The organism is Streptomyces sp. NPDC005803 (genome assembly GCF_040630435.1).
Lineage (GTDB): Bacteria > Actinomycetota > Actinomycetes > Streptomycetales > Streptomycetaceae > Streptomyces.
The window spans coordinates 12,498-28,174 of the sequence record NZ_JBEXXO010000025.1 but is presented as its reverse complement, the minus strand read 5'-3'; the positions used below and the strand labels follow the sequence as shown (position 1 = coordinate 28,174).

Sequence of the window (15,677 nt, the reverse complement as noted above, 5' to 3'; positions counted from 1 at the left end):
GTCGCTCTCGTCCCGTCCGCGGGAACCGCCCGCGGTCCGCGGACCTACTCGCGCTCGTCCGCTGTGGTGCGACGGCGCCGGGAGAGGAGGAACCCGCCACCGGCGAGGACCACCACGGCGACGACGATGCCGATGACGATCCCGGTGGAGCTCGAACCGGAGTCGCCGTCACCGTCCGCGTCACCGCTGCCGGCCGGAACGGCCGACCACCAGCTCCAGTACCCGTCCTGGCCGTAGATGTTGCCGGCCGCCTCGGGCATGGTCGTGATCGACTTGATCTGGTCCGTGCGGTACGCCTCGACCGCGTTCGGGTACGCGATGACGCTCATGTACCCGGAGTCGTACAGCCACGACTGCATCTGCCCGACGAGGTCCGCCCGCTTGGCGGGGTCGTACTCGGCGAGCTGCTTCTTGTACAGCTCGTCGTACGTCTTGTCGCAGATGAAGTTGTCCGTGGCCGCGCTCGCCTTGGCCTTGGTGGGCAGGGCGGCGCAGGTGTGGATGCCGAGGACGAAGTCCGGGTCCGGGTTGACGGACCAGCCGTCGAACGCGAGGTCGTACTCACCGGCGTACCAGGGCACGGAGACGTCGTCGAGGCAGTCGACCTTGAGACCGACGCCGAGCTTGCCCCACCACTCCTTGAGGTACTTGCCGATCGCCTTGTCGTTCGGGTCCGTCGCGTGGCACAGGATGCGCAGGTCGAGCGGCTTGCCGTCCTTGCCGACGCGCTTGCCGCCCTTGAGCTCGTAACCGGCCTGGTCCAGCAGCTGTCCCGCCTTGGCGGGGTCGTAGGCGAGGCTCTGACTCGCCGACGGCTGCCAGGTGTACGCCGAGAAGCGCGGCGGGATGTATCCCTGGCCCTCGACGGCATGGCCCTGGAAGACCTTGTCGATGATCGTCTTGCGGTCGATCGACAGGAACAGCGCCTGACGGACCTTCTGGTCCAGCAGCGCCTTGTTGCCGTTGCCGAACTTCTTGCCGTCCTTGGTCTGCGCACCCGGGTTGGTGGCCAGCGCGAAGAAGCGGCGGCCCGGGCCCTCGTTGACCTTGATGTTCGCCTCACCCTTGAGCGACGCGGCCTGGGCGGGCGTCAGCGCGGGCGAGCCGGCGACGAAGGAGACCTCGCCCTTGCGGAGTGCGGCGACCGCGGCGTCCTGGTCCTTGTACGTCTTGAAGACCAGCTCGTCGAACTTGGGCCTGCCGCGCCAGAAGTCCTTGTTGGCCTTGAGCTTCACGTACTGGTCGACCTTGTAGTCGCTCAGCACGAAGGGCCCGTTGCCCACGATCGGGAACGCGGTGTCGTTGTTGAACTTCGAGAAGTCCTGGACCTTCTCCCAGACGTGCTTGGGGACGATCGGGACATCGAGCGCGGCCATCGTGGCCTGCGGCTCCTTGAGCTCTATGACCAGCTTCGTCGGGCTGGGAGCCGTCACCTTCTTGAAGTTGGTGACGAAGCTGCCGTTCGCCTGGGCGGCGCCCTCGTCCGTCATGATCTTGTTGAACGTCCAGGCCGCGTCCTCGGCGGTGGCCTGCTGTCCGTCCGACCACTTGGAATTGGCCCGAATGGTGTACGTCCACGTCAGCTTGTCGGCCGACGGCTCCCACTTGGTGGCGAGACCCGGGACGGCGTGGTTGTCCTTCGGGTCGTAGTTCGTCAGGAAGTCGTACATGAGCCGGGAGACGCTCGTGCTCAGCAGCTTCTGGGCGAGGAACGGGCTCAGGGAGTCGACGCTCTGCGCGACCGCGACGGTCAGCGTCTTGTTGCCGCTGTCGGCGGCCTGCGCCTGCTGGGGCGCGGCCCCGAGGGGCACGCCAGGGACGACGGACCCGGCTGCGAGAGCAAGGGCGCCGGCGCCGGAGGCCAGGAGGATACGCAGACGTGAGCGTGGCTGGGCTGAGGGCGGTGGAACTCTTTCGACCATGGTCAGGGACCTCGCGTCATGACTCGCACGGAGAAGGCGGGTTGATCTGTGGTTCGCCAGCTGGTGAAGCGAAGGTTTATCAGCGGTGGTCGAGCCGCGTCAACGGTCACCGAAACGGCGTGTGGTCTGCGGGAATGCAATGAGGGTCCACATCGCGGGAGCGATGTGGACCCTCATTGGTTCAGACCTCTGACGCCTTACTGCTGAGGCGCTGGCGGCGGCTGCGGAGGCTGCTGCTGCCACCCCGCGGGCGGGACGGGGCCCTGCAGTTCGGGATGGCCGGGCTGGCCCGGTTGACCTGGCTGTCCGCCGTACTGCGGCTGCGGCGGCGGTCCTGCCTGACCGGCCGTCGGCTGCGCCTGGGCGGGCGGTGCCTGCTGCCAGTCCTGTCCCGCGCCGGGTGCCGGCTGCGGGGGATAGGGCTGGCCGCCGTAAGGCTGCTGCTGCGGGTACGGCTGTCCGGGCTGCTGCGGGTACGGCTGCTGGGGTGCGTACGGCTGCTGGCCGGGCGCCTGCTGGGGCGGCAGCTGCTGACCGGGCATCGGAGGGGCGTACTGCGGCGGCGGGTTGCCGCCGTTCGCCGTCCACAGCCCCTGCTGCTGCTGGGCGCGCGCGAAGTCCTCGGCGACGAGGGCGGAGAGGTGGAAGTAGGCGTCCCGGGTCTTCGGGCGCATCATGTCGAGGTCGACCTCGGCGCCGGCCGCCAGGTGTTCGTCGAAGGGTACGACGACCACGCCGCGGCAGCGCGTCTCGAAGTGCTGGACGATGTCGTCGACCTTGATCATCTTGCCGGTCTCGCGGACCCCGGAGATGACGGTGAGGGACCGCTGGACCAGGTCCGCGTACCCGTGTGCCGACAGCCAGTCCAGCGTCGTGGAGGCACTTGACGCACCGTCGACCGACGGGGTCGAGATGATGATCAACTGGTCGGCGAGGTCCAGCACGCCGCGCATCGCGCTGTAGAGCAGCCCGGTACCCGAGTCCGTGAGGATGATCGGGTACTGCTTGCCCAGCACCTCGATCGCGCGCCGGTAGTCCTCGTCGTTGAACGTCGTCGACACCGCCGGGTCCACGTCGTTGGCGATGATCTCCAGACCGGAGGGCGCCTGCGAGGTGAACCGCCGGATGTCCATGTACGAGTTGAGGTGCGGGATCGCGTGGACCAGGTCACGGATGGTGGCCCCGGTCTCGCGGCGGACCCGGCGGCCCAGTGTGCCGGCGTCGGGGTTGGCGTCGATGGCGAGGATCTTGTCCTGCCGCTCGGTGGCCAGGGTCGCGCCGAGGGCGGTGGTCGTCGTGGTCTTGCCGACGCCGCCCTTGAGGCTGATCACCGCGATCCGGTAGCAGGAGAGCACCGGGGTGCGGATCAGGTCGAGCTTGCGCTGCCGCTCGATCTCCTCCTTCTTGCCGCCGAGCTTGAAGCGCGACGCGCCGGACGGGGTGCGGCTGCTCTTGGCCTTCTGCTTGCCCCGGACGAGCCGGTCGGAGGAGAGCTCGACCGCGGCCGTGTAACCGAGCGGTGCGCCCGGCACCGAACGCTCGCGCTGGTCATGGGTGACCGGCATGGGCCAGGCGCTCCCGGCCCGGGGGTCGGCGGGCGGGCCCTGCGGCGGGAGTGGCTGCGGGTGCGGCTGCTGCGCGTGCTGCTGCGGCGTCTGCGGGGGCATCTGCGCGGGCTGCTGGGGGTGGGACTGTACCGGCAGCTGGGCACCCTGGGGGAAGCCGTAACCGCCCTGCGGCTGCGGCTGCTGCTGCTGCTGCGGAGCCTGAGGCAACTGGGGGGCCTGCGGGGGAAGGGCCGCTCCTTGCTGACCGGGCCACTGATGCGCCTGCGGCGGCTGGGGTGCCTGGGGTGCGTGGGGTGCCTGGGGTGCGTGGGGCGCCGGCGGCGGCGGGAGCTGTGCCGGGAGCGCCGCGCCGGGCAGGGCCGCCTGCGGGGGATGCGGCTGCTGCGGGAAGCCGTACCCGCCCTGCGGCGCCGGGGCTGCCGGCTGCGACTGCTGGGGGAACGGGGGTGCCTGCGGGCTCTGCGGGGCCTGGGCCGACGGAGGCCACGGGGAAGCCGGCCGAGGCACCTCGGGCTGCGCCGCCGCGGGCTGGAACGACGGCGGCAGCGGCGGCAGTCCGCCCGGCGCCGGAGCCGGCGTCCAGGGGCTGGGCGGCGCGTCCTGCGAGGCGCTGCCCGACGGTACGTCGAGGGGGGCAGCGTCCGCGGGGACGGCCGGGGGCACGCTGTCCGAGGGGGCCGCGTCGGCGGGCACGGCGTCGGCGGGCACGGCGTCGGCGGGCTCGTCGGCGTCCGGCCCGTCGTGGCTCGCGGAGCCCGCGGCGCCGTCAGCCGGCCGGGCATCCGAGGGCGCGTCGCCGTCGGCCTCGCCGGGCTGCTCCTGCGCCGGGGACGACGCGTGCGCGTCGGACGGCACGGCATCGGCGGGGGCCGGGACCGCGTCGGACGGCGTCGAAGGCGATGCGGATGACGAGGAGTCCAGGTCCTCCGCGATCTCGCCGGCACCGTTTCGCGCGGCGTCAGCCGCCTCGTCACCGGCGACGTCGCCCGGGCCGGCGGGTCCGGATCCGGCTGCCGCGCCGCCGCCCTCGGCCTGCGCGGCCGCCTCCGCGGCGGCCTCCAGCTCGGCGATCTCCCGCTTCAGCGCGGCGGACGAGAACCGCATGGTCGCGCCGCTCTCCACGTCGCCGCCGCCGAAGGGGTCGGGCGCGGCGCCCGCGTCGGCGGCGCCGGGCACCGGACGGCCGGCACCGTCGGCCGGCGCCGGAGTCCAGTCGGGTTCGAAACCGCCCCGGGCCGGCGGCCCGGGCACGGGGATCGGGTCACCGCTGGGCGGCGGGGGCGGTGCCAGGTGCGTTCCGGCGCCGCCCGACGAGTCGCCCGGCGCGTTCTGCGTGTACCAGGCGGGAGGGGTGTAGTCGATGGTGAACTCACCCGTCATCTCGGCGGGCTCCGCGTCGGACGACTCGTCGACGGGCTTGTTCCAGCCCCCGCGCATCTCGTCCCGATCGCCGTTCACTTTGCCTCCTGGTGTGGTCGAGCACCCTTGTGCCGTGGTGGGTGGGGGCGACCGTTCCCGTAGTGCGAACCGCCCGGCTCTCCCCCTGGGACGCGCATTGCCTGCCCGCAGGTTCTTCTGCCGCGCCCGCACCTACCCTAATCGCCATCCGGCCCGCCACGGCAGGCCGTACGGCACCGCGAAGGCTGCCCCCGACGTCACGTACGGCCTCCAAGTGGACCGAGTGCGGCCGGAAGCGAAGCGTAAAGCGGTCAAACCTGCACATCTACGCAGGGAAATCCGAACAATGCACACAAGTCGTGGTGGGTCGTCAGTCCATCCTGCGGGCGCTGCCCAGCAGTCCCGATTCCGCATCGGTGGCCCGGATCATCACGAACTGCCGGTCCCGCCGGGTGCACCAGAGGGTGACCCCGTCCGTCAGGGTGGACAGGGCCCGCGTCTCGCCCGGCCCCAGACGCATGAGGCGCCCGATCCGTGCGGCCTCGTCGGGAGACACCCGCTGGATGCCCACCAGGGACGACTTCTCCATCAGCCCGGGCGCCACCGGGCTGAGATACGGCAGCAGCGTCACCACCGACTGCCACGGACCGGAGGCCACCCGGCCGCGCGGCGGCCTTATGCCGCAGTCCCGCACCACGACGACCGGCGATCCGGCCGAAGGGCCCAGCGGCGGCACCCGGCCCACCTCGTGCAGGGCGATGCCGCAGCCGTCACCGCCGGTGGCCCGCACCAGTTGCTCCCAGGCCGCGGCCCGCCCCGTCTCGACCACGATCCGGGCGCCGGTCGCCGCCGCCCGCAGCGCGAGCACCTGTGCCGTCCAGAGCCCGCCGATCAGGGTGACGTCGTACGGGGTGGGGCGGATGAGGCCGAGCACGGCGGGGTGCCCCTCGCCGTCCACGCCGATCACGACGCCGTCGTCGCCGACCGGCAGGGCCAGCGACGCCAGTTGGTCGGGCCGGACCGTGTGCCGGGGCCGCCGCGGGCCGGCCGGCCCGAACACCGGCCGGCCACGGCCCCGTACGGGGAGGGACATCAGCGGGCACCTCCGAGGGGCAGCGTGGCGAGCACTCCGGGCAGCTGTTCGCGGTCGAGCCGCACCAGCGAGGTCTTCACACCGCGGGCGGTGCGCTCCAACGCGTGGCGCGCGGTCAGGAGTTCCTGGTCGTCGCGGCCCGTGACGCGGATGTGGCCGGTGACCGTGATCTCCTGCCGGTCGCCGTGTCCCAGCGTGAGACCGAACGTCGTGGCCAGGGCCGGGACCGAGGTGAGCAGCGCGACGAGCCGTGGCATCGGGGCGCCGCCCCCGCCCAGTTCCGGCCAGCGGCGCACCCAGTACGTGGTGTGCCGCCGGCCGTCGCACTGCCAGGTGCGTGAGGTCTCCCGGGTGCGGCGGGCGGGCGCCCCGTCCCGGCCCGCCCGCGCCGCGGCCGACGGGCTCGCACAGGCGGACGTGGCGATCGCCGCACCCAGTTCCTCCTCCGTGAGCACCGTCGCGGACAGCCCGGCCCCGGCCAGCCTGCCGGCGAGTTGGTCGGCCACGCGCACCAGACACCTCTGCGCACCGGTGAGGCCGCCGCCCCGCGCCCGTACGGCCTCCGGGCAGAGCTCCGGGGCCAGCCTCAGCGCGATCCAGGTGATCCGCAGCGCCGGGGCGCCCGTCCGCGCCTGCAGAGGGGCGTAGTTGCGGGCCGCGACCGACTGCTCGGGCAGATGCGGTGCGGGCGCGGGCTGGGTGTGCTGCACGATCTGCGCCGACTCCAGCCGGATGCCGTCGACCTCGAGCGCATCCCGTACGAGCGCCAGGGGGAGCGGCCGCGCGGACCGGTCCGCGCGCAGTGCCGTGCCGTCCGCATCGACCCTGAGGACGGCCGTCAGATACGTCCCGTCGCCGATCATGCCTACGGGACGCCGGTCACGTCCCCCGAACGAGTGCGTACGCAGGGCCGGTTCACACTCGACCACGGGCGCGATGGCCGGGTCGGTCCCGGTGGCCGGCCCGGTCGACGCGGCCCTGCGGCGACGGGCCCGCAGCGCGAGGACCGTGTGCAGGACCGCGGGAAGGGAACGGCGGCGCCGGCGCACCACGGCCAGCGCCACCAGCAGCCCGGCCGGCACCGAGGCCGGGACGAGCAGCAGCGGATCCACGACCCAGGCGCAGAGCAGCAGCGCGCCCGCGATCTCGCACAGGACGAGCTGGTGCAGCCGTAACGACCCGGCCCGCCCACCCCACCGCGCGAGGCCCGGTCCGCCGCCGTGAACCGGGTGATCCGGCGGGGCTCCGGGAGGCTGTGCGTCCGGGGCCGGAGCCGGCCGCGTCGCGGAAGCCGTCATCGCGGCATCCTCCCGTTCGTCCGGCCCGTTCCCCACCCGTCCCGCCAGGTCCTCGGCGGGTGAATCACCCTACCCGGCCCGCAACACCCCTGAACCGACAGGCATAGTAGGGGGCCGGTCCGGCATCGGGGGTCCGGTACGGGACGCCGGCCGCGGTCGCTCCCGGTGCCGCGCGGTCGGACACGGGAGAGGGACGGACTCATGGCATCGCGGCGCGACGACCTCAACGCGTACACCTTCGCGAAGCGTCGCGTGGTGGCGGCGTTCCTCCAGCCCTCGCCCACAGGGTCCGACGAGGGCGCCCCCCGCCCGCTGCGCGCCGTCCTGCCGGGCCTCGTCGCCGGCGCGCTGCTCCTGGCGGGGTTCGGCGCCTACGGCATGTTCAGACCGGCCGCCCCCCGGGACTGGGACAGCCCCGGCACCAAGGTGATCGTCGGCAAGACGTCGACCACCCGCTACGTGGTGCTCACCACCGGCGAGGGCGACCACCGCAGGACACTGCTGCACCCCGTGCTGAACCTCGCCTCCGCACGGCTGCTGCTGACCCCGCAGCACTACGGCGTCGTCCAGGTCGCCGACGACATCCTCGACGCGGGCGAGCCCCCGCGCGGGCCCGTCCTCGGCATCCCGTACGCTCCCGACCGGCTGCCCGAGGACGAGGACGCGGGCACGGCCAAGCGCTGGGCCGTCTGCGTACAGCCGGGCGGCCGGGGCACCACCGTGCAGAAGGCCGCCTTCGTCCTCGCCGCACGCGACAACGCCCTGACCGAGGGCGCCGGCAGGCTCACCGGCGGCCAGGTCCTCTACGTCAGGGGACAGGACCGGACCCGCTACCTCGTCGACGCCCGCGGCACCAAGTACCGCATCGACGAGACCGCCGCCGACCTCGGCCATCTGACCGGCGCCCTGGTCGGCAGCGCCCAGCCGCAACCCGTCACCGACGACTGGCTGGCCACGCTGCACGACGGCAGCCCGGTCGCCTTCCCGCGGATCCCCGGAGACGTCGGCGCCCCGGCACACATCCAGGGCCACCTGTCCGCGCGGGAGAACCGCGTGGGCACGGTGCTGCGCACCAGGAACGGGGAGGGCACCGCCTACTACGTCGTGCTGGACCGCGAGGTCCGGCCGGTCTCCGAGTTCACCGCCTGGCTGCTGATCAACTCCCCGCAGACCGCACCCCTCGACCTGGCCGGCGAGGCACGCCCGGCGGGCCTCCAGGACTTCGTCCCCGCCTCCGGACCCTTCGCGGGCCAGGCCCCGCACTGGCCCGCGCACCGAGCCGTCCGCGTCAACGCCACCGACGCGGGCGCCTCCGGCCGCGACACCGTCTGCAACGTGCTGCGCCGCACGGACGGCACGGGCCGGACGACGCTGAGCACCTGGGCCGGCGTCGCCTACCCCGCCCCCGTCGGCGCCGGCGGCACGAGCACCTACGTCACCCCGGGCAGCGGGCTGCTCTACACCCAGGTGAGGGAAGGGCAGACCAGCCCGGACGGATCACTCTTCCTGGTGACCGACACCGGACTGCGGTACGCGGTCCAGGCGAACGGCGACAGCGACGCCGGACGGTCCGGCGTCGGTACCGGTGACGCGAAGGACGGCCCGGACGGGCGGCCCGAACCCAGCCAGGCGCAGATCAGACTCGGATACGGGAAGGTGACGCCCGCCCTCGTCCCGATCGCCTGGTCGGAGTTCCTCGCCAAGGGCCCCCGGCTCGACACCAACAGCGCCCGACGGCCGCAGGGTTCCTGAGGAATCGGACGGGACGGCGGAGCACCGGTGCACACACGTGGGGGAGTAAGCGCGATGCCGTACGGGAGAAGGGCCCTGCTGGCGGCCGCCGCCGCGCTGGGCGTGCTCGCGGGGCCGCAGGCCGCGTACGCCGTCGCGGGTCCGGAGGGTCTGCGCCCGGACGGCGGCGGCACGTGCGACTTCCCGATGAAGGAGCAGTTCGCGGGACGACCGTGGTCGCTCCAGCGGGTACTCCTGGACCAGTTGTGGCAGGACACGCGGGGCAAGGGGATCCGCGTCGCCGTCGTCGACACCGGGGTGGACGACACCAATCCGCAGCTCAGAGACGCCGTGGACACCTCCGCGGGCATCGACTACACCGACGGCGGCGGGAGCGACGGCACCCTGGACGAGGTCGGTCACGGCACCAAGGTCGCCGGCATCATCGCCGCCCGCCCCCGCGCGGGCACCGGCTTCGTCGGCCTGGCCCCCGAGGCCACCGTCATCCCGATCCGGCAGAACGACGGGCGGCACAACGGCGAGGACACCACGATGGCCGCCGCGATCGACCACGCGATCGCCCACGGCGCCCAGGTCATCAACATCTCCCAGGACACCACCAAGCCGCTGGCCGCCGACTCCGTGCTGGGCCGGGCGGTGGCGCGGGCGGTCGCCGAGGACGTCGTGGTGGTCGCCTCCGCCGGCAACGACGGCATGGACGGCAGGCAGAGGAGCACCTACCCCGCCGCCTTCGACGGTGTCCTCGCCGTCGCCGCGTCCGACCGCGACAACGAACGCGCGCCCTTCTCCCAGGCAGGGACGTTCGTGGCGGTCGCCGCACCCGGGGTGGACATCGTCTCCACCGTCCCGGGCGACGGCCAGTGCACCGACAACGGCACCAGCTTCTCCGCGCCGTACGTCTCCGGGGTCGTCGCGCTCATGCGCGCCAAGTACCCGCGGTGGACGGCGGCGCAGGTCATCGCCCGCATCGAACAGACGGCGGAGCGCTCCGTCAACGGCCGTGACGCCTTCGTCGGATGGGGTGTAGTCGATCCGGTCCGCGCGCTGTCCGGAGACGACGCCCCGCAGGACGCCCCCCACCCGGACGCACCGCCCGCCGGGGCCCGCGCTCCCGAGCCCGCGCACCTGGCGGTCTCGGAGACCTCGCAGCAACGCGACAAGCGGTACGCGACCTACGCACTGGCCGCGGCGGCCGTGCTCGTCGCCGTGGTGGCCGGCGCCGCGACCGTGGCGCGCGACCTCCGCGGACGACGCTCACCGCGCCGTCGGTGACCCTCGCCGAGGCGGTTCCCGGCCGCTGAGGAGGACCGGGACGAGGCGCCGAAGTGGCTAGGGTGATCGCGGACTTCACCCGGGTGACGGGGAATCGGTGACCGGCCGGCGAGACCGCGCCCGGGCCGGTACGACCACCCCCGCCCCGCATCCCTTCGCGCACCGAGAGAGGACCTCCGCATGACCAACCCCGCGGGTGGTTTCGGACTGGCCGACGAGCCGGTCATCCAGGCCAGGAACAAGATCGTCAAAACGGCCGAGGCCGTCTCCACCCAGTCCAGGGAACTGGCCGACATCCTCGCCACGGCCGGGGCGGGCTGGACCGGCGCCGGCGCCTCGGGGTTCACCTCCGCACAGCTCGTGATCAACGAGGACCACGACGAGATCCGCCGGCTGCTGAACGTGCTGCTCCACGCGGTGGGCAGCACCAGGAACCTCAGCAACGCCAACGACGAGGAGGTCCGCGCGGCCTTCAACGAGGTCAGGACACCGGCCTCGGCGGGCAACGCCTCCGGGCTCAACGGCGTCTGAACCGACCCTTCCCTTCCCCCGCAGCCGAGCCCGAGGAGACCCCGGATGGGGCACGACCCGCACACCAAGGTCAGGTACGAGAGCGTCCAGGAGATGGCGAACCGCATCCGTGTGGTGTCGCAGAACATCTGCCGCGACCTGGAGGAGATGGACGCCGCGCTCAAGGTGGTCACCGACACCTGGGACGGTGAGGCCCACACCGCGTACGTGCTGCTCCAGAACAAGTACCGCGGCAAGGCCGACGACATGAGGGGCCGGCTGGAGCACGTCGCGAGGATCATCGAGTCCGGCAAGGACAACTACCGCGCCACGGACCTCAGAGCCTCGCGCCTGTTCACCGAGGCGTACTGAACGACACGCGAGACGCGGCAGGGGCCCCGGACCACGGCGGCCGCCCCCCGGAGGGGCCCGGCCTCGGCGTGAGGCTCCTGCCCGGGAAGGGCGCGTCCGCCCCGGCCGTGCCCCTCCCGCACGGCGCCCGCCGCTACGTCAGGTCGAACTCGCCGTCCCGGGCGCCCAGTACGAACGCACGCCACTCGGCCTCCGTGTACCGCAGCACGGTGTCGGGATCCAGCGAGGACCTCATCGCCACGGCCCCGCCCGGCAGGTGCGCGATCTCGACGCGCTCCTCCGCCTCCTCGGTCCCCGGCGCACTCAGCCATTCCACCCCCGAGATGTCGAGTGCGTACAGCTCGTCCTTCTCCGCCTGCGTGCCCATGGTCAAGGGTTCCTCTCCGTACGTGGCTCTGTACGGCACCGTACAGGCACCGCCGCGGCCTTCGGCCCGGTCGCCGATTCCCCGGCGAACGGCGCCTTTATGTGCTCCCATGACGCCCCGCACCTCACCCGGCAGCCGCTCAGGGCCGCTCCGGAAGCCTGCCGGTCTGCACCAGCGCGCTGCCCCGCCGGGTGACGAAGTACCCGCGCCCCGGTGGCATGGGATGCCCCCGTACCGCCCCGATGAGATCCCCCTCCGCCGGATTGCCGGACAGCACCACGCCCTGCGCCCCGAGCTCCTTGATCCGCTGCATGAACGTCTCGTACATCCCACGCGAGGCCCCCGCCGAACCGCGCGCGATGACGAAGCGCACGCCGGTGTCCCGGGCGAACGGCAGATACTCCGCCAACGGGGCCAGCGGACCGCCCGCGCCCGTCGCCACCAGGTCGTAGTCGTCGACGAGGACGAAGATCCGCGGACCGGTCCACCAGCTCCGGTCCCGCAGTTGCCGCGGCGTGACGTCCGCCGGGGGCTGCCGCCGCGCGAACACCCCGGCCAGCGCCTCCATGTGGGTGCGCAGCGCGTCCGCCGTCGGCGCGTACTCCAGCAGATGGCTCTCCGGCAGCGCGCCCAGCAGCCCCCGCCGGTAGTCCCCGACGACGAGCTTCGCCTCGTCGGGGGAGTACCGCTGCGCGATCCGCTGCGCGAACAGGCGTAGCAGGTTGGTCTTGCCCGACTCGCTCTCGCCGAAGACCAGGAAGAACGGATCGGTGTCGAAGTCGGCGAACACCGGCTCCAGATCGGTCTCGGCGACACCGAACGCGAGGCCCCGGTCCGGGAACTCGAACCCCTTCGGCAGCTGCTCCGCGGGCAGCTTGAGCGGCAGCAGCCGTACGGAAGGCGCCGGCGCGCCCGGCCAGTTCGCCCGCACCGTGCCGACGAGCCCGGCGGTCGCCTCGGCGAGACCCGTCGCCCCGTCGACCGAGTCGATGCGCGGCAGCGCCGCCATGAAGTGCAGCTTCTGTGCCACCTGGCCGCGCCCCGGCACACCGGCCGGCACCCGGCCGGCGACCTTCCGGTCGAACTCGGAGTCCATGACGTCCCCGAGCCGCAGTTCGAGCCGCCCGAGGATCTGGTCCTTGAGCCCGGCGCGCACCTCCATGTACCGCGCGGCCGAGAGCACCACGTGGACGCCGTAGCCGAGACCGCGCGCGGCGATGTCCGTGACGACCGGCTCCAGCGACTCGTACTCGGTCCGGAACCCGCCCCAGCCGTCGATGACCAGGAACACGTCCCCCCACGCCTCGCCGGGCAGTTCACCGAGCGCGCGCCGGCGCCGGTAGTCGGCGACGGAGTCGATGCCCCGGGCGCGGAAGAACTCCTCGCGCCGGCCGAGCACCCCCGCGACCTCCGCGACCGTGCGCCGCACCCGCTCAGGATCCAGCCGCGAGGCGATCTGCCCCACGTGCGGCAGCTCCGCCAGCGCGGCGAGCCCGCCGCCACCGAAGTCGAGACCGTAGAACTGCACCTCCTGCGGGGTGTGCGTCAGCGCGAACGACGCGATCAGGGTCCGCAGCAGCGTCGACTTGCCCGACCGGGGCCCGCCGACCACCATCAGATGCCCCGCCGCCCCGGAGAAGTCGCGGTACAGCACCTCCCGCCGCTGCTCGAACGGCTTGTCGACCAGGCCGAGCGGGACCGTCAGCCCTCCCGGGCGGCTGTACTCCGTGGCGGTGAACCCTCGTCCCTCGGCCGGCGCCAGCCCCGGCAGCAGCTGGTCCAGCGCCGGAGCCCGGTCCAGCGGCGGCAGCCACACCTGATGGGCCGGCACCCCCTGACCCTCCAGCCGTCGCACGACCACGTCGAGCACCGTGTCCGTCAGCGCGTCGTCCCGCACCGGGCCGGCCGGCGCGACGGCGCCGCCGGGCTCCGCGGCCTCCGACGGCACCGGCATCGCGCGGAACAGGGCGGCCCGCCGGCCGGCCGGCGCCTGCCCCGTCGCGGGGCCGGGAGGGCCCGTGCGGTACGCCCCCGACACGTACGCCGCCTTGAACCGCGTCATCTCCCCCGTACCGCACGCGAGGCAACCCGACCCGGGCACCGACGGCAGGTGGTACGCGTCCGGCACCCCCAGCACCGTGCGCGACTCCGCGGCCGAGAACGTCCGCAGCCCGATCCGGTACGAGAGGTACGTGTCCAGACCGCGCAGCCTGCCCTCCTCCAGCCGCTGGGACGCCAGCAGCAGATGCACCCCCAGCGAACGGCCGATGCGGCCGATCTGGATGAACATGTCGATGAAGTCCGGCTTGGCGGTGAGCAGTTCGGAGAACTCGTCGATCACCAGCACCAGCGAGGCAAGCGGCTCCAGCGCCGCACCCGCCGCCCGGGCCCTCTCGTAGTCATGGATGTTGGCGTAACCGCCCGCCGAGCGCAGCAGCTCCTGCCGGCGCTGGAGCTCCCCGCGGATCGCGTCGCCCATCCGGTCGACGAGGGCCAGGTCGTCGGCCAGGTTGGTGATGACCGCCGCCACGTGCGGCAGCCGCGACATCCCGCTGAACGTCGCCCCGCCCTTGAAGTCCGCGAGCACGAAGTTCAGCGTCTCGGAGGGGTGCGTGACCGCGAGCCCCAGCACCAGCGTCCGCAACAGCTCCGACTTGCCGGAACCCGTCGCACCGACACACAGCCCGTGCGGCCCCATGCCGTCCTGCGCCGCCTCCTTGAGGTCCAGCATCACCGGCAGCCCGTCCTCGCCGACCCCGATCGGCACCCGCAGCCGCTCGGAGACCGGCCGTGGCCGCCACGTGCGCGCCACATCGACCGCGGCCGCGTCGCCGAGGCCCAGCAGTTCGGTGAAGTCCAGGTCCGACAGCAGTGGTTCACCGTCCGTGCCGCCCCCCGTCCGCAGCGGCGCCAACTGCCGGGCCAGCGCCTCTGCCGCGGGCAGCGAGAGGCCGTCCGGCGCGCCCTCGTACACCGCACCGCCACCCGACTCCATCCGCAGCAGCCCCGGCCGCACCCGCACGGCGAGCCCATGACGGTGAGCGGCGGGCTCACCCCGCACCACCTCGACGACCGTCACGCCCTGCAGCCCCTCGGGGGCCGCCAGCACCGAGTCCGGCGTCATCCGGCCGCCGTCCACGACCACCACCAGGTGCGGCTGGTCAGGCAGTGGCCCGCTCTCCCGGCCGAACCGCGGCCGGCCCTCCAGCCGGCCGGCCAGCAACGGTTCCAGCGCGGCCAGTTCCGCCGCGAACAGCCGCTTCGAACCCGCGCCGTCCTCCTGGCCCGGCGCCTGCGCGTGCGGCAGCCACTTCGTCCAGTCCCAGCACCCCACCGCGTCCGGCCCCGCCACGACCGCGACCACCAGGTCATCGGGCGAGTGCAGCGTCACCAACTGGGCCACCATCGCCCGCGCCAGCGACCGGGCCGTCTCCGGCGGACCGCCGACCGTCACCCGGTGGAACGCCCGCACCGGGAACGCCACCGGCAGTCCCTCCAGCGAGCCGTGCACCGACAGGAACCGCCGCAACGCCTGAGCGCACACCGGCTCCGGATCGATCGCCGGATCGGTCTCGGGCCCCGACAGGGGCGTCGACAACTCCTGCGCCCCGAGCCCGATCCGCACCTGCCCGAAGTCCCGGTCACCGGCCCGCCGTTCCCAGACCCGGGCTCCCTCGGCCACCACCGACCACAGCTGCCCCGGGTCGGGGTGCAGATACCACTGCGCGTCACGCTGGGCGCGCGCGGTCCGGCGCACCGTACGCCGGGTCCGCGCCAGGTACACGAGGTAGTCGCGCCGGGCCTGGGCCAGCTGTCCCTGCGTACCGCGCCGGTGGCGGACCAACTGCGCGACCACCATGGCGACCGTCGACACCAGCATCAGGACACCCATGATCCGCATGAACGGCGGCGCCTGCGGCGAGAAGAAGAACACCACCGACGAACCCATGCCGAGCACCGGCAGGACCTGCATCAGCAAGCCCTCGCGCTCCCCACGCGGCAACGAGGGCGGGGCATTCAACGTCAGCCGTTCCGCCGGGAGTTCGGGCGGAAGAGCCCGCAGCGGTCGCTTCACGACGATCTGGCTCACCGGTGCATCAATCCCTCGGTACGGACGGGCCGGGG

Annotated in this window: 10 protein-coding genes; 4 read left to right on the top strand and 6 right to left on the bottom strand. The window is 73.2% G+C overall.

What is annotated here, in order from left to right:
* Positions 1–44: 44 nt before the first annotated feature.
* From ABZ454_RS29715 to eccE, 4 genes are all read right to left on the bottom strand, one after another.
* On the bottom strand, positions 45–1,922 hold the full coding sequence (locus ABZ454_RS29715; RefSeq protein ID WP_359542524.1) for an ABC transporter substrate-binding protein: 1,878 nt from the start codon (positions 1,920–1,922) through the stop codon (positions 45–47).
* Positions 1,923–2,119: 197 nt separating this feature from the next.
* Complete coding sequence (locus ABZ454_RS29710) at positions 2,120–4,948, bottom strand: SCO5717 family growth-regulating ATPase (protein ID WP_359542522.1); 2,829 nt, start codon at positions 4,946–4,948, stop codon at positions 2,120–2,122.
* A 310-nt stretch (positions 4,949–5,258) separates the two neighbouring features.
* Positions 5,259–5,981 (bottom strand): hypothetical protein, encoded by a 723-nt coding sequence (locus tag ABZ454_RS29705; protein ID WP_359542520.1) that lies wholly within the window; start codon positions 5,979–5,981, stop codon positions 5,259–5,261.
* Positions 5,981–7,279: a type VII secretion protein EccE gene (eccE, locus tag ABZ454_RS29700; protein ID WP_359542519.1), complete on the bottom strand. Its 1,299-nt coding sequence runs from the start codon at positions 7,277–7,279 to the stop codon at positions 5,981–5,983. Before eccE ends, ABZ454_RS29705 begins: the two co-directional genes overlap by 1 nt.
* Positions 7,280–7,480: 201 nt before the next feature.
* Here eccE and eccB point away from each other — a divergent pair, with 201 nt between their 5' ends.
* From eccB to ABZ454_RS29680, 4 genes are all read left to right on the top strand, one after another.
* Positions 7,481–9,031 carry a type VII secretion protein EccB gene (eccB, locus tag ABZ454_RS29695; RefSeq protein ID WP_359542517.1) on the top strand — a complete coding sequence of 517 codons (1,551 nt, stop codon included), beginning with the start codon at positions 7,481–7,483 and terminating at the stop codon, positions 9,029–9,031.
* A 54-nt stretch (positions 9,032–9,085) separates the two neighbouring features.
* Positions 9,086–10,303 (top strand): type VII secretion-associated serine protease mycosin, encoded by a 1,218-nt coding sequence (mycP, locus tag ABZ454_RS29690; RefSeq protein ID WP_359542515.1) that lies wholly within the window; start codon positions 9,086–9,088, stop codon positions 10,301–10,303.
* A 180-nt stretch (positions 10,304–10,483) separates the two neighbouring features.
* A complete protein-coding gene (locus ABZ454_RS29685) occupies positions 10,484–10,834 on the top strand; it encodes a hypothetical protein (protein WP_359542513.1) in 351 nt (116 codons plus the stop codon).
* 45 nt (positions 10,835–10,879) lie between these two features.
* On the top strand, positions 10,880–11,185 hold the full coding sequence (locus tag ABZ454_RS29680) for a WXG100 family type VII secretion target (RefSeq protein ID WP_356324541.1): 306 nt from the start codon (positions 10,880–10,882) through the stop codon (positions 11,183–11,185).
* 133 nt (positions 11,186–11,318) lie between these two features.
* On the opposite strand, the gene ABZ454_RS29675 is transcribed toward ABZ454_RS29680, so the two are convergent.
* A complete protein-coding gene (locus ABZ454_RS29675) occupies positions 11,319–11,552 on the bottom strand; it encodes a DUF397 domain-containing protein (RefSeq protein WP_148021251.1) in 234 nt (77 codons plus the stop codon).
* A 139-nt stretch (positions 11,553–11,691) separates the two neighbouring features.
* Positions 11,692–15,642 carry a type VII secretion protein EccCa gene (gene eccCa, locus ABZ454_RS29670; RefSeq protein ID WP_359542510.1) on the bottom strand — a complete coding sequence of 1,317 codons (3,951 nt, stop codon included), beginning with the start codon at positions 15,640–15,642 and terminating at the stop codon, positions 11,692–11,694.
* Positions 15,643–15,677: the final 35 nt, after the last annotated feature.